The 17,916-nt window shown below is 64.5% G+C and carries 19 protein-coding genes and 1 other RNA gene; 10 read left to right on the top strand and 10 right to left on the bottom strand.

Features of this window, described 5'->3' with window-relative positions; genetic code table 11:
* On the bottom strand, nucleotides 1-816 hold the full coding sequence (locus G570_RS12125) for an AraC family transcriptional regulator (protein ID WP_037502734.1): 816 nt from the start codon (nucleotides 814-816) through the stop codon (nucleotides 1-3).
* Nucleotides 816-3,104 (bottom strand): ATP-dependent helicase, encoded by a 2,289-nt coding sequence (locus G570_RS12120; protein ID WP_037502730.1) that lies wholly within the window; start codon nucleotides 3,102-3,104, stop codon nucleotides 816-818. Before G570_RS12120 ends, G570_RS12125 begins: the two co-directional genes overlap by 1 nt.
* 133 nt (nucleotides 3,105-3,237) lie before the next feature.
* Here G570_RS12120 and G570_RS12115 point away from each other — a divergent pair, with 133 nt between their 5' ends.
* The 3 genes from G570_RS12115 (at nucleotide 3,238) to G570_RS12105 (ending at nucleotide 6,437) form a co-directional block, all read left to right on the top strand.
* The gene (locus G570_RS12115) at nucleotides 3,238-4,194 is read left to right on the top strand and encodes a phosphatase PAP2 family protein (protein ID WP_037502727.1); all 957 of its coding nucleotides are present in this window, start codon (nucleotides 3,238-3,240) and stop codon (nucleotides 4,192-4,194) included.
* Nucleotides 4,195-4,891: 697 nt separating this feature from the next.
* Nucleotides 4,892-5,254, top strand: a complete 363-nt coding sequence (locus tag G570_RS12110; RefSeq protein WP_037502724.1) for a bleomycin resistance protein — start codon at nucleotides 4,892-4,894, stop codon at nucleotides 5,252-5,254.
* A gap of 58 nt (nucleotides 5,255-5,312) precedes the next feature.
* On the top strand, nucleotides 5,313-6,437 hold the full coding sequence (locus G570_RS12105) for a lipase family protein (protein ID WP_037502721.1): 1,125 nt from the start codon (nucleotides 5,313-5,315) through the stop codon (nucleotides 6,435-6,437).
* 58 nt (nucleotides 6,438-6,495) lie between these two features.
* Here G570_RS12105 and G570_RS12100 read toward each other — a convergent pair whose 3' ends face one another.
* Together G570_RS12100 and G570_RS12095 are read right to left on the bottom strand one after the other, a co-directional pair.
* A complete protein-coding gene (locus G570_RS12100) occupies nucleotides 6,496-6,987 on the bottom strand; it encodes a DUF2846 domain-containing protein (protein ID WP_037502718.1) in 492 nt (163 codons plus the stop codon).
* 2 nt (nucleotides 6,988-6,989) lie between these two features.
* Entirely contained in the window at nucleotides 6,990-7,658 is a 669-nt protein-coding gene (locus tag G570_RS12095) for a hypothetical protein (protein ID WP_037502715.1), read from the bottom strand.
* A 213-nt stretch (nucleotides 7,659-7,871) separates the two neighbouring features.
* Here G570_RS12095 and G570_RS12090 point away from each other — a divergent pair, with 213 nt between their 5' ends.
* Complete coding sequence (locus tag G570_RS12090) at nucleotides 7,872-8,630, top strand: class I SAM-dependent methyltransferase (protein ID WP_037504180.1); 759 nt, start codon at nucleotides 7,872-7,874, stop codon at nucleotides 8,628-8,630.
* Complete coding sequence (locus G570_RS12085) at nucleotides 8,627-9,898, top strand: dicarboxylate/amino acid:cation symporter (RefSeq protein ID WP_037502712.1); 1,272 nt, start codon at nucleotides 8,627-8,629, stop codon at nucleotides 9,896-9,898. The genes G570_RS12090 and G570_RS12085 overlap by 4 nt, the downstream gene beginning before the upstream one ends.
* A gap of 181 nt (nucleotides 9,899-10,079) precedes the next feature.
* On the opposite strand, the gene G570_RS12080 is transcribed toward G570_RS12085, so the two are convergent.
* Nucleotides 10,080-10,835 carry a LytR/AlgR family response regulator transcription factor gene (locus G570_RS12080; RefSeq protein ID WP_084607700.1) on the bottom strand — a complete coding sequence of 252 codons (756 nt, stop codon included), beginning with the start codon at nucleotides 10,833-10,835 and terminating at the stop codon, nucleotides 10,080-10,082.
* On the bottom strand, nucleotides 10,828-12,039 hold the full coding sequence (locus G570_RS12075) for a sensor histidine kinase (protein WP_051504414.1): 1,212 nt from the start codon (nucleotides 12,037-12,039) through the stop codon (nucleotides 10,828-10,830). Before G570_RS12075 ends, G570_RS12080 begins: the two co-directional genes overlap by 8 nt.
* 157 nt (nucleotides 12,040-12,196) lie before the next feature.
* Between G570_RS12075 and G570_RS13505 the strand changes: the two genes are divergently transcribed.
* On the top strand, nucleotides 12,197-12,403 hold the full coding sequence (locus tag G570_RS13505; protein WP_156930443.1) for a hypothetical protein: 207 nt from the start codon (nucleotides 12,197-12,199) through the stop codon (nucleotides 12,401-12,403).
* 211 nt (nucleotides 12,404-12,614) lie between these two features.
* Entirely contained in the window at nucleotides 12,615-13,166 is a 552-nt protein-coding gene (locus G570_RS12065) for a hypothetical protein (protein ID WP_037502707.1), read from the top strand.
* A gap of 6 nt (nucleotides 13,167-13,172) precedes the next feature.
* On the opposite strand, the gene G570_RS13890 is transcribed toward G570_RS12065, so the two are convergent.
* Together G570_RS13890 and G570_RS12055 are read right to left on the bottom strand one after the other, a co-directional pair.
* A complete protein-coding gene (locus tag G570_RS13890) occupies nucleotides 13,173-13,586 on the bottom strand; it encodes a 5' nucleotidase, NT5C type (protein ID WP_169731707.1) in 414 nt (137 codons plus the stop codon).
* 53 nt (nucleotides 13,587-13,639) lie between these two features.
* Nucleotides 13,640-15,019, bottom strand: coding sequence for a UDP-N-acetylmuramate--L-alanine ligase (locus tag G570_RS12055; protein WP_037502703.1), 1,380 nt, complete (start codon nucleotides 15,017-15,019; stop codon nucleotides 13,640-13,642).
* A gap of 50 nt (nucleotides 15,020-15,069) precedes the next feature.
* On the opposite strand from G570_RS12055, the gene G570_RS12050 reads away from it, so the two are divergent.
* Together G570_RS12050 and G570_RS12045 are read left to right on the top strand one after the other, a co-directional pair.
* A complete protein-coding gene (locus tag G570_RS12050) occupies nucleotides 15,070-15,888 on the top strand; it encodes an LD-carboxypeptidase (RefSeq protein WP_037502700.1) in 819 nt (272 codons plus the stop codon).
* A 79-nt stretch (nucleotides 15,889-15,967) separates the two neighbouring features.
* Nucleotides 15,968-16,234, top strand: coding sequence for an SWIB/MDM2 domain-containing protein (locus G570_RS12045; RefSeq protein WP_037502698.1), 267 nt, complete (start codon nucleotides 15,968-15,970; stop codon nucleotides 16,232-16,234).
* Nucleotides 16,235-16,331: 97 nt separating this feature from the next.
* Here G570_RS12045 and G570_RS12040 read toward each other — a convergent pair whose 3' ends face one another.
* Complete coding sequence (locus tag G570_RS12040) at nucleotides 16,332-17,072, bottom strand: NUDIX hydrolase (RefSeq protein WP_037502695.1); 741 nt, start codon at nucleotides 17,070-17,072, stop codon at nucleotides 16,332-16,334.
* Between the two features lie 101 nt (nucleotides 17,073-17,173).
* Complete coding sequence (locus G570_RS12035) at nucleotides 17,174-17,443, bottom strand: hypothetical protein (RefSeq protein ID WP_037502693.1); 270 nt, start codon at nucleotides 17,441-17,443, stop codon at nucleotides 17,174-17,176.
* A gap of 110 nt (nucleotides 17,444-17,553) precedes the next feature.
* Here G570_RS12035 and ssrA point away from each other — a divergent pair.
* Nucleotides 17,554-17,899: a transfer-messenger RNA gene (gene ssrA / locus G570_RS13500) on the top strand.
* The last annotated feature ends 17 nt before the right edge of the window (nucleotides 17,900-17,916 follow it).

The raw sequence follows: 17,916 nt of genomic DNA, 5'->3' as shown, positions 1-17,916 counted from the left end.
CTATAGAATGATCGTGCGGAACAGGTCGGAGCGCAGCCATTCCCCTGGCGAAAGGCCGACCGCCTTGCGAAAGGTGCGGCCGAAATGGCTCTGATCCGCGAATCCGGCGCCATGGGCCGCATCCGCCAGCGTCGCGCCCCCGCGCAACAGTCGCTTGGCAAGATCGATCCGCCGGTGCTGCAGGTAACGATAGGGGCTGGTGCCAAGTATGGCCCGGAAATCACGCGAGAGTTGCCAGCGGTCAAAGCCGGTCACCTGCTCTAGCTGTTCAAGTCGCACACCGGAAACCACGGCGCCTTCGATGAATTCCTGCGCCTGGATCACGGCCAGACGGTTGGCGGCGTGAGCATTGGCCGTCTTGCCGGCTGCATCGTTCATGGCCTGCGCGAGATCGTAAAGGGCATCTTCATAGGCGGCCGCATCCTCGATGCCCGCGCACTCGACGACGATGTTTATCGCTGCCGCAATCAAGGCGGAATTGGTCGACACGCCATTACCGACAAACGGCAGCGCTGCACCGCCAAGCACGGCCTGAATATGCGTCGGCGGGACATAGGCCGCCCAATATCGAAAGCCGTTTTCGTCGCAGCTGTGCCCATCATGAATTTCATCAGGATGGAGGATCAGGACTTGGCCGGGCAATGAATGTCGCGTCGCGCCACGGTAATTGAACGCCTGGACGCCAGCGACGGTCAAGGCGACGGTGTAGGTATCGTGGCGATGCGGCGAGAAGGCGGACCCGACCAGCCGGTTTGCGACGCGCTCGATCGGATCGAAGGGCCTTGAGGGCTGCGGAGGCTTGCCGACTTGGGGCATCAATCCGGCAGCGACACAAAACTATCCAGCACCCGCTTCCGCCCTGCTTTTTCGAAGTCAATCTCCAGCTTGTTGCCTTCGATCTCGACGATTTCGCCATAGCCGAACTTGCCGTGGAACACGCGCATGCCGACGCTAAGGTCGTCGCGACCCTTATTGCCTAGCGAGACCGCGCTGGCGCGGGCTTCGATGACGCGCTGGGGCTGGGCGTTGAAGCGGCCCTGCGCGCGCTGCCACCCCGCACCCCGCGTCGAGGCGCGGTCGCCGCGGGCGGCGGCGAGGTGGGCGAAGGGGTCGCCATGTTCGCTCCACTGCGCGCGCCACAGGCTTTCGCCGCCGCTCATGGTCGTCTCGCTCTCGATATGCTCGTCGGGCAATTCGCCGACGAAGCGCGAGGGGATGGAGCTGGTCCACTGGCCGTAGATGCGGCGGTTGGCGGCGTGGAGGATGGTCGCCAGTTCGCGCGCGCGCGTGATCGCGACATAGGCGAGGCGGCGTTCCTCTTCGAGGGAAGCGAGCCCGCCTTCGTCGAGCGCGCGCTGCGAAGGGAAGACGCCTTCTTCCCAGCCGGCGAGGAACACGATCGGGAATTCCAGGCCCTTGGCGGCATGGATAGTCATGATGGTGACCTGCTCGCCGCCCTTCTGCGCGTCATTGTCCATGACCAGGCTGACATGTTCGAGGAAGTCGCCGAGCGTCTCATACTCTTCCATCGCGCGCGTCAATTCGGCGAGGTTTTCGAGGCGGCCGGCGCTTTCTGCCGAGCGATCGGCCTGGAGCATGGCGGTGTAGCCGCTTTCGTCCAAGAGGATGCGGGCGAGTTCGGGGGCGGGGAGGTCTGCGGCCATCTGCCGCCAGCGCGCCACGTCGCCGATGAAGCGGGCGAGGCTGTTGCGCGCGGCCGGGCGCAACTCGTCGCTGTCGAGCATCTGCGCGCCCGCCATCAGCAGCGACTGGCCGGTGCGGCGCGCGAAGTCGTGGATGGTGGCGAGCGCCTTGTCGCCAAGCCCGCGCTTGGGCTGGTTGACGATGCGGTCGAAGGCGAGGTCGTCGGCGGGCTGCGCGACGAGGCGGAGGTAGGCCAGCGCATCGCGGATTTCGGCGCGTTCGTAGAAGCGGTAGCCGCCGACGATCTGGTAGGCGAGGCCGATGGCGATGAAGCGCTCTTCGAACTCGCGGGTCTGGAACTGGGCGCGGACGAGGATGGCGCAATCGTTGAGCGAGCCGCCGCGGCGGACGTGGGCCTCGATTTCCTCGCCGACGCGGCGGGCTTCTTCGGGGCCGTCCCAGACGCCGATCACCTTGACCTTCTCGCCCGCGTCCAGCTCGGTCCACAGCTGCTTGCCGAGGCGGCCGCTGTTGTTGGCGATGAGGCCGCCGGCCGCGCCGAGGATGTGCGGGGTTGAGCGGTAATTCTGTTCCAGCCGGATGACCTTGGCGCCAGGGAAGTCTTTCTCGAAGCGCAGGATGTTGGCGACCTCGGCCCCGCGCCACGAATAGATCGACTGGTCGTCGTCGCCCACGACGCAGATGTTGCGGCGCGGCTCGGCGAGCAGGCGCAGCCACTCATACTGGCTGGCGTTGGTGTCCTGATATTCGTCGACCAGGATATATTTGTAGCGCTGGCGATAGTGGTCGAGGACGTCCTTGTGCGCCTTGAATATGGTCAGCATGTGCAGCAGCAGGTCGCCGAAATCACAGGCGTTGAGCGCGCGCAGGCGCTCCTGGTACTGGACGTAGAGTTCGGCGCCGCGCCCGTTGGCGAAGGCCTCGCTTTCCGCCGCGCTGATGTGGGCGGGGGTCCAGCCCTTGTTCTTCCACCCGTCGATGACGCCGGCGAGCTGGCGGGCGGGCCAGCGCTTTTCGTCGAGGTCGGCGGCCTGGATGAGCTGCTTGAGCAGCCGCAACACATCGTCGGTGTCGAGGATGGTGAAGTTCGACTGCAGCCCGACCAGCTCGGCATGCGCGCGCAGCATCCGTGCGGCGACCGAGTGGAAGGTTCCGAGCCAGGGCATTCCCTCGATCGCGCCGCCGCTGATCTGCGAAATGCGCTCCTTCATCTCACGCGCGGCCTTGTTGGTGAAGGTGACGGCGAGGATCTCGCTCGGCCAGGCGCGGCGGGTGGCGACAAGGTGGGCGAGGCGGGTGGTGAGCGCGGCCGTCTTGCCCGTACCCGCACCCGCCAGCATCAGCACCGGCCCTTCGGTCGTCAGCACGGCATCGCGCTGCGGCGGGTTCAGGCCGCGCAGATATGCGGGTTCATCAGGGATGGCAGGGGACTCGGGCACGACTCGGGAGGTAGGATCGTAGGAACGAAACGGCAACCTTCGGTTGATCGGTCCGCCCGCGCTTCGCGATTGATTTGGTGTCGATATATTGATTTAGAGACACCCGTGCCGCGTATATTGGTCGAGTATTGTAATGGCGAGTATTTCAGCCGAAGCCCTCAACTATAGTTCGTTGCCAGAGCAGGAAGGCTGCCTGCTGCGGCCCGTCCTGTGGGGCTTCATCGTCGGCCTCGCTTTGTTTACCGGTGTGGCGCTCGACCTGAGCGGTTTTTCGATCCACTGGTCGGGCTTTCGCACGGTCGCCGCGATCTGTTCCATCTTTGCGCTGTTGTCGGCGCTGCGGCCTTGGCTGAACCGGCCGCTGCAGCGCAGGATGGTAGAAGCCATCGAGCTGATGGCCATGTTCAGCCTTCTTGCGACCCTGACCTGCATCGCAACCTATCCGCTGGCAACGCTTGGCGCGGCGTTGGCCGATCCCTGGCTCGCTGCGGCGGACTCCCTCATCGGATTCGACTGGCTCGCCGGTTATCGTGCGGTCGCGGACAGGCCCTGGCTGCAGCTGATTTCTACGATCTGCTACCAATTCATCTTCTTGATACCGCTGGTCCTGTTTGTGTCCCTCGCCATGCGCGGACATGGGCGACAAGGTCGGCATTTCATTCTTGCCTACGCCATCGTCATCGTGATCGCGCTCGTCGGCTTTCTGTTCGCCCCGGCGGTCGACCCCATCGCATTCTATGGCGTGCAATCCGTGCCCTATCACCCGCTAACCGGGGGCCAGGCCGCAATCATCAATGGACTGCGGGACGGCAGCGTAAGATCCATCAGCTTCGCCACGCTGGCGGGCATGGTCAGCTTCCCCAGCGTTCACGCCGCCAGCGCTATATTGTTCACCTGGGCGGCCCGGGGCCATCGCAAGCTCCAACTCCTGGTAGGAACGATGAGCGCGCTAATGCTGGCGGCGACGCCGATCGAAGGGAACCACTACCTTATCGACCTTATTGCCGGCGCGGTGGCGGCGGCGATCGCCATCCGACTCAGCGATATTTTGGTCAATCGAGTCCGCGAAGAACAATTCGCAAATGCTTGAACGGGTAGTCGACTTGGATAATAGCGGCGCGCGAATCGACATCTTGGGTGGAATCCCGGCGAAAGAATCGCGACTTATGCGCCATATCCCCGTTATCCACAGGCAAAGACTCGGTTTTTCCCCTTTCGCGACTCACAAATTCGAGTCATCAATACACCTGTGATCGGGACGGAAGTCCCCGCCTCACCGGAAGGACCGGCAACGGGACGAAGGAGCGGCAGGAACGGAAGACCCGATCTCCACCGGATGGCGATGAGGAGGAACCTCGGTTCCAAGTCGGACCGCCGGAAGAGGCGCCGGAAGAGTTGGACTCATCCAGCGCGAAACGCGGCTCCCCCGGGAGCAGGCGGCGCGCACGGAGGGACCGACCCAAGAAGGGCCGCGGAAGGGCCGGAACCCGTCTTCGGATTGGGATCCTGTTTCGGAAGCGACGCCTGAGACGGTGAGCAAGGATCGAGGAGCAGGAGACCCCCGGGTCACCAAGCTGACGAACACCGGCAATCTGGTCTCGGCGCAGATGGGGGCTGGCAGCGATGCCGGCCCCCATTTCTTTTGTGCTCGACGGCACCATGGCGCCGACCCGCCCTCCGCCATTTTCGGACTCTCGGGCCGCTTTGTCCGGCAATTTCGTCGGGCTCGCTTTTCGCGCTGGCGCACATCTCGCGGGCAGATAGGGTGGTCGATACGGAGGACTGCCTTGACCGATCGCGCTACGCCCAACCTACCAGCTCGGGATTTCGACTCATCGGAAGATTTTTACGGGAAGCTCGGCTTTTCGCGCGTCTATCGCGACTCCGGCTGGATGATCCTGGAGCGCGGCGGATTGTGGCTCGAGTTTTTCCCTTACGCTGACCTCGATCCGCTGCAGAGCAGCTTCGGCGCTTGTCTGAGACTCGACGACCTTGACACATTTCATTCCAATTGCATCGCTGCGGGTATCCCCGACCGCGACACAGGCCAGCCGCGCGTCACGCGGCCAAAATTGCAGCATAGCGGGATGCGCATTGCCTATCTGGTCGACCCGGATGGCAGCCTGCTTCGCCTTGTCCAAAATCCGTAGCGGCTCGACACTGCCAAAGGAGAGGCTAGGGTGGAACTCGTAGCCAGGAGGCCGTCCGATGCGTTCGATGCTTTCCGCTGTTGCCGCCGTTGCCCTCGTCGCCCAACCCGCAGTGCTAACCGCGCAGCGGCCGGGCGAACTGATCGCCGCCGATCCCGTTACTGAGACGCCGGCTGGGATGCAGGCGTGGCGAATCAGATATTGGACGACGGATGGAAGCAGCCGCCCGGTCCAGGCCAGCGGCATGGTAGTTGCTCCACGCGAAGCGCTGCCCCGCGAACCGCGCAAGGTGCTGGCCTGGACCCATGGCACTTGGGGCGTCACGGAAAAATGCGCGCCCTCGCAAAGCTCCAACTTCTGGAATGCGTCCCCGGGCCTTGATGCCGTCAAGCGCGGCTATGTCGTCGTGGCGCCGGATTATGTCGGCTTGGGATCGGCGGGTGACCATCCCTTTCTGGTGGGTGCCGACACGGCACGCGCAGTGCTGGACAGTGTCCGGGCGGCTGGAGCGATCCCGGGCGCGGCCGCGGGCAAACGGTTCGCGGTGTTCGGCGAAAGTCAGGGCGGCCACGCGGCACTATGGACCGCGCAGCGCGCACACCAATATGCGCCCGACCTCGACATCGTCGGCGCATCGGCCGCAGCCCCGCCGACAACGCTGCTGGACAATATGATGCAGGCTGGAAACAAGACCGTACGGGCCTTCTTCCTGTCCTACATCGGCTATAGCTGGAACAGGCATTACGGCGCGCCGCTCGATACGTTCGGCAACCGCCAGACCCAAGGCATCATGTCCAGGCTGGCGGACAAGTGTATCGAATTGCACAGCAAGCCAAAGCTCCGGACGGTCCTCGGCATCCTGACGGTCCAGAATCGCTGGAAAAATCTGAACCTCGGCCTTCACCAGCCCTGGGCCAGTCTTGCCCGGCGCAACAGCCCGACCACCGCCAATATTGGCGTGCCGCTCATCATCTCCCAGGATCCAAAGGACGATCTGGTCGCGCCCGCCGTGACCCGCGCTTACGCGCGGCGCCTTTGCCAGAACGGCAACCGCGTTCACTGGATCGACATCAAGGGCGACGGTCATATCACCAGCGGCAAGCTGACTGCTGCAGCGACGATCGACTGGGCCGATCGCCTGTTCGCTGGCGGCAAAGCGCCTAGCGACTGCGGGCGGTTCTAACGCAAAGGGAAGGGGGCGGTCGCACGCCGTGCAACCGCCCCCCGACTCGGTACGGAAATTACTTGGCTGCGGCCTTGGCGGCCAGTTCGGCCTGATCCTTGGCCATTTCTTCCGCCAGCTTGGCGGCCTCCATCGGCTCAAGCTTCGCGGCTGCCTTGTCCCATTCTTCCTGGGTCGACGGCGACAGGTTCGGCCGGCCGACCATGATGCCCATCGAAATCTTGCACTTCACGAAGGTGGTTTCGTCCGGTTCGACCTGGACGTTGACGGTGTCGGTGGCTTCCGACTTGGCGGTGTAGGTGTGCGTGCCCGGCGCGGCGTCGATCACCCAGTAGCGGTTGCCGCTGACGCGGCCGACCATCTTGCCGTCTTCGCGGACGGTGCACTTGACCGCACCGCCCATGCCGCCGGGGCGGAAGAACACGACCTGGCCCATGCCGGGCTTCGGGGCGGGGATGGTCGCGGGGGCCTTGGCGCCACCGGCTACGGCGGCCGACGGGGCGGCCAGGACGACCGCGGCAGCGGCAAACATCAACATCGATTTCTTCATAATTACTGGTCCTTCGACTTTTCGGGTTGGACGGGTTGAGCAGATGCTGGAGTGACCGGCGCGGCCGGTTCGGCGGGCGCCAGGGTCGCCACGACGGCGGCGCCGACGGGCGTGGCCTTCTGGAGAAGGGCGGTCGGGACTTCGACGTCGGCGGCGATCTTTGCAACCGCGTCCATGCCGCTTTGCACGCGGGCTTGGCCGCCGCTGACGAACATGCCGGCGACGCCGACGGCCGCGACGAGCCCCATCGACAGGCCGGTGTTGTCCTTGCCTTGCGGACTGCCGAGTTTCATCGAGCGAAGCGGGATTTCGACATCGCCGAGCTTGAGGTAGCGCGCGCCGAGCAGCAGTTCGCCTGGCTTTCCGCCCATGCGGGCCTTGGACGCGTGGATAACCCAGCCGCGGCCCTTGGTCCCGGCCGGAACCGCGTAGCCGTTACCGAGATCGATCGGGATCGCCAGTTCGATGTCGAACTCCTGCCCGATCGTGACAGCGTTGGACGCGAGCGCCTGATCCACAGTGATGCGAACCGGGGTCAAGGCCGTCAGCTTGACGGTAGACGGTTGAACCGCGTCGACCGCCGCGGTCGTTACGGCAGCCGGCGCTGGTTCGGACTGCGGCTGGATACTGGCCGCGGCTTGCAGCGCTGCCGCGGCAATAAGCAAATTCATTGATTGTCCCCCTGACTCCCCGCCGCTTTTCTTAAGTCGATTGCAGCCACGTTCAATGCGTCTCGGACATCGCGGCCGAAATTCGTAGTGTCTGTTGCCGAAAATCCGCTTAGCAAAAGGTTAGCGGCCTTATGACGGGTCATGCGCCAGATGTGGCTTGGCACCGGACCGGTTCGCCCCCTAAGCAGGGCGGGACCAGAAAAGGACATGACGATGCGCGCATGGAATTTCGTTGCCCTCGCGGCCTTGATCGTGGCGCCGCTTCCGGCGACCGCCTCACCGGCCGACGTTGCGACCACGGTGGCAGCCGTCGCCGACCGCAGCGAAGCGAACGTAAAGCTCGACGCCAGCCGCAAGCCGGTCGAGGTGCTGACCTTCCTTGGGCTTGAGAAAGGGATGCGGGTCGCCGACCTTTTCGGCTCAAACCTCTACTGGGCCGAAATCACCGCACCGGCGGTCGGTCCCGACGGTACCATCGTCATCTGGAACCCGACCCAGTTCACCAACGACAAGCGCAAGGCGGCGGTCGCTGATTTCACCGCCAAGCATCCCAACGTGGTCTTCACCTACAGCCCGTTCGAATCGCCGGTGCTGTCGGCGGGCGCCTACGATTTCCTGCTGATGAACCTCGATTACCACGACACCTATTGGTCGAGCGAGAAGAACAAGATCCCGGTAATGGATCCGCAGCGCTGGGTCGCGGCGATCTACAATTCAATGAAGCCGGGCGGCATCGTCGGGATCATCGACCATGCGGCCAATCCGGGCGGCGACACCCGCAAGGTGGTCGACGACCTGCACCGGATCGATCCGGCGGTGGTCAGGGCGGATTTTGAGCGAGCGGGCTTCGTGCTCGAGGCCGAAAGTGACCTGCTTCGCAACCCGGCCGACGATCACAGCAAGAATGTGTTCGACGAAAGTATCCGCGGCAAGACCGACCGCTTCATCTTCAAGTTTCGCAAGCCGCGATGAGCGACGAGGTGAACGCCGGCCGTTCCGGCTCGACCCGTGCCACCTGGTGGATCCTGCTCGCCCTGATCGGCGGGCTGCTGCTTGGCGTCGTCGCAACTGGATTGGGAGACGGGCTGCGTGAGCCCGCGGTCCGCGTCGCCTCGACGGTCGGCGGGATCTGGCTCGACGCGCTGAAAATGACGGTCGTGCCGTTGATCATCGCCCTGCTCGTCACGGGGATCGGCGGCGGCGCGGATGCCGCGCGGGCAGGCGGCATCGCAGGCCGCAGCTTCCTGTGGTTCGTAGGCGTTTTGACCCTTTCGGCGATCATCGGCGCATTGGCGATGACGACATTGCTGCGACTTTTCCCGCTTCCCGACAGCGCGGCCGAAGCGTTGCGCGCGGGGCTGGCAGGGATCGATCGCAGCGGAACGGCTGCCTCCGTTCCCAAGCTGGAGGATTTCCTCGGCGGCCTGTTGCCGACCAATCCCTTTGCTGCTGCCGCCGGCGACCAGATCTTGCCGCTGGTGCTATTCACAGCGTTGTTCGCCTTTGCCCTGACCCGCATCGAAGCCGATGGGCGCACCACGGTGACGCGTTTTTTCAAGGCGATCGAACAGGCCATGCTGGTGATGATCGGCTGGGTGTTGAGCCTGGCGCCGATCGGGGTTTTCGGCCTGGCCTTTGCGGTTGGCGCAGGTGCCGGCGGTGCCGCCTTCAGCGCCCTGGCGCATTACATCGTGCTGGTGGCCAGCGTCGGCGTCATCGTCATGGCGGTCGGCTATTTGATCGCCATTTTCGGCGCGGGTTGGGGGCCGGTACAATTCTTCAGGGCGATGATCGCGCCGCAGGCCGTGGCGATTTCTACCCAGTCGAGCCTCGCATCGCTGCCGGCCATGGTCGCCGCCGCCCGCCGTCTCGGCGTGTCCGAACGCAACATCGATGTCGGCCTGCCGTTGGCCGTCGCGCTGTTTCGGGCGACCGGCCCGGCGATGAACATCGCGGTGGCCATTTACGTCGCTTACTGGACCCAGACGCCGCTGCCGCCATACGCGCTGGCGGCGGGCGTGGCGGTGGCATCGGTCGCCAGCTACTGGGCGGTCAGCCTGCCCGGCGCCCTCAGCTTCGTCACATCGATCGCGCCTATCGCATTGGTGATGGGCGTACCTATCGAACCGCTCGCGATCCTCATCGCGGTCGAGGTGCTGCCCGACATCGTCCGTACGCTGGGCAACGTCGTGCACGACGTGGCGGTGACCGGGGCGGTAGCGAAACGAACCCGAAGCTGAACGGCAGATGACCCCGGTTCGTCGACCGGTCGAGTCATCGAGCGTCTTTGTCGAGGCCGTAATGAAATCGCGGTCGCGTCGTGGCCTACAGGGGCTGCGGCGCGATGCGGTAGACCCCTGACATCCCGACCCATCGCGTCGCAACCTTGTTCAAGGCTGGCAACGGCAATGGCGGCGGCAGTCAGCGGCCGGCGATCGTCCTGACCTGATCGGAATAGAGGCGACCCACCGGCTGTTCACTGCCGTCGGCCAGGCGCGCGATCCAGCGGCCCGAGACGTTGCGGCTGAACCCCGTGATGAAGTCGCGGCGCACGATTGCGGAGCGGTGCAGGCGCACGAACAGCTCCGGGTTGAGACCTTCTTCAAGTGCGGTCATCGAATGGTGGATCAGCCAGCTGCGATGGCCGACGTGGAGGCGCATATAGTCACGTTCCGCTGTCACGCGGTCGATGTCGCGCGATGCGATGCGAACCAGGCCGCTTAGGTCGGACGCCCAGAATTCTTCCAGCCAGCCCGGCGCTTCGTCGCCTTCGGTCCTTGCCGGTTCGTCGCCGCGGCGGGCGACATGGTCGCGGGCACGCTCGATCGCGCGAGCCAGCCGGGCGGCGTCGACCGGCTTCATCAAATAATCGACCGCTTCGACGTCGAACGCGGCAACCGCGAACTGGTCGAAGGCCGTGACGAAGATCACCGACACCGCAGGCGAATGACGCGACAGGGCGCGCGCGACCTCGATCCCGTCGAGACCCGGCATGGCAATGTCGAGCAGGACCAGATCGGGCTGCAAGGCCTCCGCCATCCTGACCGCGCTCTCGCCATCATGCGCCGTGCCGACCAGATTAACCCCGTCCACTCGCGCCAGCAGCATCTGCAGCCGTTCGGCAGCCAGCGGTTCGTCGTCAGCGATGAGGATATTGAGCATGGTCTCGTCAGTCATCGTCGCTCACCGGCAATGCAAGGGAAACGGTATAGCCGCCCGGGATGGGTCCGAAACGGCAGTCGGCGTCCGCGCCGAAGTGGGCGGCAAGGCGCTGGCAGACGTTGCTGAGACCCGTGCCGGTTCCTTCATGGGTCGGTCGGGTTGGCGTCGTCGCCGGATCCGTGCCGGCGATGCGATTGGTCACGTCCAGCTGCATCCGGCCGCCGTCGAGCGGACGGGCGCGGATGATGAGGTCGACCTGTGAAGTGGTCGTCGAGACGCCATATTTGATCGCATTTTCGACCAGCGGCTGCAGGATGAGCGCGGGGACGCGCGCGTCTTCGAGCTCCTTGGGAATGTCGATGCTGACCTTCAGCCGTTCCGGAAAGCGGACCTTTTCGATGTCGAGGTACAGTCGCTGAAGGCTGATTTCCTCGGCCAGGCTGACGTCCGCGCTGGGGTCGATCGACAGCGACGTGCGGAAAAAGGTGCTGAGCGCCATCAACATGTCTTCGGCCCGATCCGACCGACCCGACATGACCAGCGACGAAAGGCTGTTCAGCGTGTTGAACAGGAAGTGCGGATTGACCTGGTACCGCAACGCGCGGACCTGCGCCGCATGGGCGGCTGTTTCGGCCGCGGCGACCCGTGCTTCCGCGGCCCGCGTGCGCTTCTGTTCGGTCATGGCGATAAAAAAGGCGCACCAGGCGGCGAACAGGAAGTACCAGGTCACCGTCCCGTCGGCGATGAGGCGCGGCATCTTGGAGCCGATGATCTGTTCGACCGGCGGCAGGTTCACTTCCAGTTCGTTGCCGTCGCCCTGGACGATGCGGACATTGTTGCCGCGTTGCACGATCGCGACCCCTTCCTGGGTCGTGATCTGCTGCTGCTCGGTCATCGGGGTGGCGATGGCCAGCTTGATCGACAGGGCCGACAGGATGACCGCAGCGGGTAGCGAGGCGAGGGCGGCGACGAACGCCATGCGCCGGATGCTGCCGTCGCGCGCAAAGGTGCGCAGCGCCAGATAGATGAGCGCGGTTAGGCCGATCCCGACGATCGCGTTGATGACACGGTCGTTCATCGCGCTGACCGCGTCGGGCCCCAGCAAACCGCGCAGCAGCACGGTCACAAGGTAGAACATCCAGAAGGCGACGATCGACTGAGCGGCAAGGCGCCAGTCGGCGAACAGCGCAGGTCGGGACGTGATGGTGGTGGTCGGCATTACCGCCCTCCATGCGAAAAATGACATTTTCGTGCAATCCGCTGCCCGGCTGTTGGCAGAGCGGTTCCATCCGCCCGTCGAACAGTTGGGCGCATCGCGCGGAACGGCAGCGTCGGCCGGGGGTTGGGACAGCACATCCTTTCAGGAGCATAAAGCCATGACGAGTGAGACCATGACCCCCGAGGCGACCCTGTCGGCCGATCCCAGCCGCGAGCTTGAGATCAAGGTTCGCAAGGAACCTCACAACGAAGATGCCAAGGCCGATCTGGGCAGCGACGAATCGATGGACGCGTCTGATCCCAGCGCGGCGGCGCAGCCGGGCAACAGCAGCGAGCCCGTCCCGTCGTCGGGCTTCCCCGAATAAGCCTTTGAAAAACAGGCGGGCACGTAACGACTAAACTGCAGCGTGCCCGCTGGGCCACAGTCGCTTCAAACAATGACGCCACTGTGAAGATTTCATGTTGCCGCGGTGACTCCCCTCTGATTCAATCTGAACGGGGGGTGGGACCGTGGTTAAGCGTTTTGCAACCAAATCAGCGGCATGATCCCATCCGAGGCAAAAGGAGTTTGGGTTCATGTCGACCAGGACTAGCCAACCCGCCGGTGGCGCGTTGCTGATATCGGAGATGAAGGAGTTCGCCTCCTTCCCGAAGGCGACGCAGCGCTATATCCGCCGTTCGCTCGATGTTGCCTATGGCCGCACCGACCCGATGGAAACCTGGGCCCGTGACGAGATCGAGGGCGCTTCAATCAGTGCGCAGGGGCGCTTCTACAAGCAGCTCGACCACCTGCGCATGCAGATCCCCGACGACAGCGGGCTCGACATGATCGATCCGTTCCTGGGGACCTTGGTCACGCTCGCCGCCTTCGATCTTGGACAGGACCGCCTGCCGAATTTCAACGCCTTCCGCTTCCTCTACGAGCGCCTGCTGGGTGCCGCCGTGCGTCCCTGGCTTCCCGCTGCATTCTGTGCAGCCGCATCGCTGCCGCATCTTCACCCGGAACAGCGGCGCCAGCTGCTGCAGTCGATCAGCGAAAGCGCGGCGACCGCGCCGGGCTGGTCGAGCCGCGAACCGGTGTTCTGGCCGGAATGGGTCGAAAAGATCGATCAGGCCGAAGCGGCTTAAGACGTTTCAGAGTTCGAAATAGTGGCGGAGCGCGGCAATGCTGCGCTCCGCTTTTTCGTGGTGGACGAAATGGCCACCCATGTCTTCCCACGCCGTCGCCAACTTAAGCGTATCGTCGACCAGCACGTCGCCGGGTGACCCATGCTTGTGCTTGTCGCGGGCGAAACCGGTGATGACCGGCGTGCCTGGGAAGTGACGATCGACCCAGGCGCGCTTCTGCGGCTCCGCCCATTTGCCCACAGGGAGCCCGGTAAGGATGATTGGCGAGAGATGTGCGACCGTGTCGAACAACAGGCGCGCGTCGGGAAGCAGGTCGAGCGAGTTGTAGAAGTCCGGCGTCTTGGCGAGGCGGCCCCAGAAGGCGCCCTTGCCGCGCCGCGCCTGATATTCTTCTGCAGACACGCCGAACAGGCGCCTCACCCCGCCGTCGAAGTCGGCGAGGACTCCGTCGAGATCGAGGAACAGGCGGCGGCTCAGGCCAGCTGACCTACCAGCTCGGCCGCGAAGTCGCTGAGCGTATCGTCGCGCGCGCCGAGAATGGCGATGCGGTCGCCCGGCAGCGCTTCGGCCAGCAGGGCCGCGCCGATGTCGGCGCGCTGGGCGATGTGCTGGACGTCGCCGCCCGCCGCCCGGATTGCCTCTGCCAGCCATTCGCTGCCGCGCGTCCGGTCGACGGTTCCGCCGTGGTAGACGGGGTCGGGCAGGTAGAGCCGATCGCCTTCGCGAAGGCCGGCGGCGAAGGTTTCCGCCAGTTCCTCGCCCATCTTGGCGATGGGGCCATATCCGTGCGGCTGGAACATGACGAGCAGCCGGCCCGGCTGCGCGGTCAGCGTCGCCAGCGTCGCGGCGATCTTGTCCGGGTTGTGCCCGAAATCGTCGATGACGGTCACGCCGCCCGCCGTGCCGACGGTTTCGAGGCGGCGCTTAAGGCCGGCAAATCGTGACAGGGCGGCGGCGGCGTCGCCCAGCGGCAGGCCGAGCGCATGGACCGCGCCCAAGGCGGCAAGCGCGTTCATCGCATTGTGGCGGCCTGGAACGGCCAATTCGACGTCATATTGGTCGCCATTGGTGGCGACGGTGAATTTCACGCCGTCGGGCAGCAATTCGAGGTTGCGGCCCTTGAGCGTCGCGCCCGGGCTGTCGAAGCCGAAGCCGATGGGATCGCGGATGACGTCGGCCATGGCGCGGACTTCGGGATCGTCGAGGTTGACCACCGCCTTGTCGGCGCGCGCGAGGAAGCCGCCGAACAGCGCGCGTAACTCATCCATCGAATGATGATCGAGGCTGATGTTGCCGAGCACCGCAACGGTCGGGCGATAGAGGGCGATCGACCCGTCGCTCTCGTCGACTTCGCTGACGAACAGCTCCGGATCGCCGACCAGCGCCGAGGCGAAGGGCGAGGCGGGGGAGACGAAATTCTTCATCACCGCGCCGTTCATCACCGTCGGCTGGCGATGAAGCGCGTGGAGGATCCAGCCGATCATGCCGGTGACCGTCGACTTTCCCGACGTGCCGCCGATGGCGACGCTCTTGTGCGCGGCGTTGAGCAGCTGGGCGAGCAATTGCGGGCGGGTGACATGCGTGAGGCCGAGTTCCCGGGCGCGGACGACATCGGGGATGATGTCCTCGACCGCCGCGGAGGTGACCAGCGTCATGCCTTCTCCAAGACCGCTGCCGTCCTGCGCATGAAGGCCGATGCCGAGCGACTTCAGATATTCGAATTTCGAGGCCAGCCGGCCGGCGTCGAGCGAGCGGTCGCTGCCCGATACGCGCGCGCCCTGGGCGCGAAGGATTGCCGCCAGCGGGAGCATGCCGCTGCCGCCGATTCCACAGAAGAAATATTGTTCGCTCATGTCCTGCTGGCGCTAGCGGGGCGGGCCGCCATGTGCAAATCTCCCACGCGATGAAGATTGCCGTTGTCGCGCCAAGCTGCACGTTGAAGCCCGAAGCCGCCGAAATGGCGCTGGCGATCGCGGCCGCCCGCGGCGATTGCACGCTGGCGATCCACGACCAATGCTTCCTGTCGGAAGGCCATTTCGCCGGTCCGGACGCGGCGCGGCTGGCAGCGCTGCGCGAGGTGATGGCCGATGGCAGCTATGACGCGGTGTGGTTCGCGCGCGGTGGCTATGGCAGCAACCGGATCGCGGAGGCGGCAGCGGCCGATCTACCGCCGGCGGCCCGCAGCAAGACCTATATGGGGTATAGCGACAGCGGCTTTCTGCTCGCAGCTTTCGACCGTGCCGGTCTGAAGGTCGCGCACGGGCCGCTGGTGCAGGACGGCCTGAGGCAGGGCGGGGACGCGGCGTTGCATCGCGCGCTCGACTGGCTGGTCCGGCGCGATCCTTCGACGCTTGAGCCGGGTCTAGAGCAGGGACGCCGCGCGCTGGCGTTTAACCTTACCGTCCTGTCGAGCCTTCTCGGAACGTCGATCGAGCCCGACTTTAGCAATGCCGACCTCCTCATCGAAGATGTCGCCGAGCATGATTATCGGATCGACCGGACGATGTTCCATGTCGTCGGCAGTGCCGCCGTGCGCAAATGCCGCCGCGTAAGGCTGGGGCGGATGAGCGATATTCCGGATAACGATCCGCCCTTCGGCCACGGTCCCGAAACGATCGTTCCCTATTGGTGCGGGAGTCGGGGAGTCGACTTTGGCGGAGCGGCGGATATCGGCCACGACGCGGCCAATAAGGTCGTCCCATTTACCCTATCTTCAAATTAACCCATTTCCTCTGCGTCGCCCTCTTGCGTGAGAGGGGGAAACGCGCTCTAGTCCCTGTCAGAACAAACAGGAGGGCCTCATGGCAAATACTACGGGTCGTAAAGCAGGTGGCGGTCTTGCCCGCCCGGTGAAGCCGTCGGCGGATCTCGCCGCCATCGTCGGTTCGGACCCGCTGCCGCGTAGCGAAGTCGTGTCCAAGGTATGGGACCATATTCGCAAGAACAATCTGCAAAACCCGCAAAACAAGCGGGAAATTCTTGCTGACGACAAGCTGAAGAAGGTCTTCGGCACCGACAAGTGCACCATGTTCGAAATGAACAAGCACCTGTCCAAGCACCTCAGCTAATCGCCTGCGTCGCGCATCGCGCGACCGGCGTAGAGAGGGGCCCCGGCATCGCCGCGGGCCCCTTTTCTTTGCGCAATCGATTCTCTCGCGATTCGTTTCAGGCGCGAAACGCCGTCGACAGCGGTTCCCACCTGACGGGATAGCCGCGATCATCGGGGATGCGGACGTGCGGCTCGCCGTCGATCTCTTCCACCCAAGGAATGATAGTGTCGGTGCTGTGCGACCGCGCATCGGCGGCGGCGTCGGCGAAGTTGCGATGCTGCGCAAGGCGTTCGAGGTTGCGCTTGGTCGGGAAAATGGCGCTGTCCTCGCCGCTTGCGACGCGTTCCACCAGCCTCGCCGGCGAGTCCCAGCGGGCCGCCACGCATTCACCCGCTTGGGGAATCGGCGTCCATTCGCCATGCAGCGCGGGCGCGAGGTAGAAATGGGTGTCGAACTTCCGCGGCTGCTTGAACGACGGCATCCAGCGCGCGAACGGCAGCATTAGGTCTAGATCAAGGGTCAATTCGTGGCTCGAAAGCAGTTCAGCGAAGTCACGCCCGCCGCTGAGTTCGGCTTGGAGGCTAGCGGCCATGTCGGGACTGCGGACACCGCTTATCCCCGTCGGGATCGCGCTTTCTTCCAGCGTCTCCCGAATGGCGGTGACCTTGGCGGCATCCTCCGGGCGGCCAAGGGCGGCGGCCAGCGCCCGGTCTGCCTCGTCGACACGCCCGCCCGGGAATACGATCGCGCCTGCAGCGAAGGCCATGGTCGCCGCGCGTTGAACGACAAGGATTTCGGGGCCTGACGGCAGGTCTCGCCAGCTGATCAGGGTTGCGGCAGGGATCGCATCGCTCATGCCTCTGGACCTAGGTCATTGCATGCCAACAAAAAAGGGCCGGCAGCCCGAAAGCGCCGACCCTTCCATGTCCACCCCCGGATCGGGTGTGGCTATGCGAATTACATCGCGGTGACGTTGCCGGCCTTGACGTCGGCGTCGTCGATCGCGTCAGCCTTCTTTTCGCCTTCTGCTTCGAGCGCGTCGGCCTGGTTTTCCAGGGCGTCGGCTTCAGCGGCGTTGGCGGTGTTGTCGGCGGCCGCTTCGAGGTTGTCGGCAGCGGCTTCGTAATTGTCTTCGACGTTGTCGGCGAGGGCGTCGTCACCCTGACCGCCACAGGCGGTGAGAGCGAGAGCGGCGGCGCCAACGAGGGCAAACGGAAGCTTTTTCATCAAAAAATCCCCTTGTTAATCCTGCCTCGCGCCAAATGGTTGGCACAGGGCATGAGCGGTTGGAACGCAACCGCCGCCGTAACGGTTCCGTCCCGACGACATTTTGTCAACGCCTTGCCCGAATCTGTCCGCGTCCCTATCTTGGGCGGGTCAGGCAACTGGCTATGTCGGTAGACTATCTGGTGGAATAGGCATTTCGGACCCGGGGGGCAGTACCCCGGCGCCTCCACCACCAGCGGCGGCTTTTCCACCGTTGCTGATGGGGGCGAAACAGGATCGACGAGTGCAATAAAGGCCGGGTTGCCGATCGGTATGGATGCCACCGTGACGGCTCATTCACACAAGTGCCAACGATAACGAGGCTCTTGCGATTGCCGCGTAACTGACGTCCTCACGGACATTAGGTTACAAAGCTTAAGCGCGGTCGGACCCCACCGGGCAACAGAAGGGGATTCCAGCGGTTTGGGAGGCAC

The sequence above is a fragment of the Sphingomonas jaspsi DSM 18422 genome, from assembly GCF_000585415.1.
GTDB lineage: Bacteria > Pseudomonadota > Alphaproteobacteria > Sphingomonadales > Sphingomonadaceae > Sphingomicrobium > Sphingomicrobium jaspsi.
Note: the sequence above shows the minus strand (reverse complement) of the source record. Positions and strands in the feature narration are given on the sequence as shown.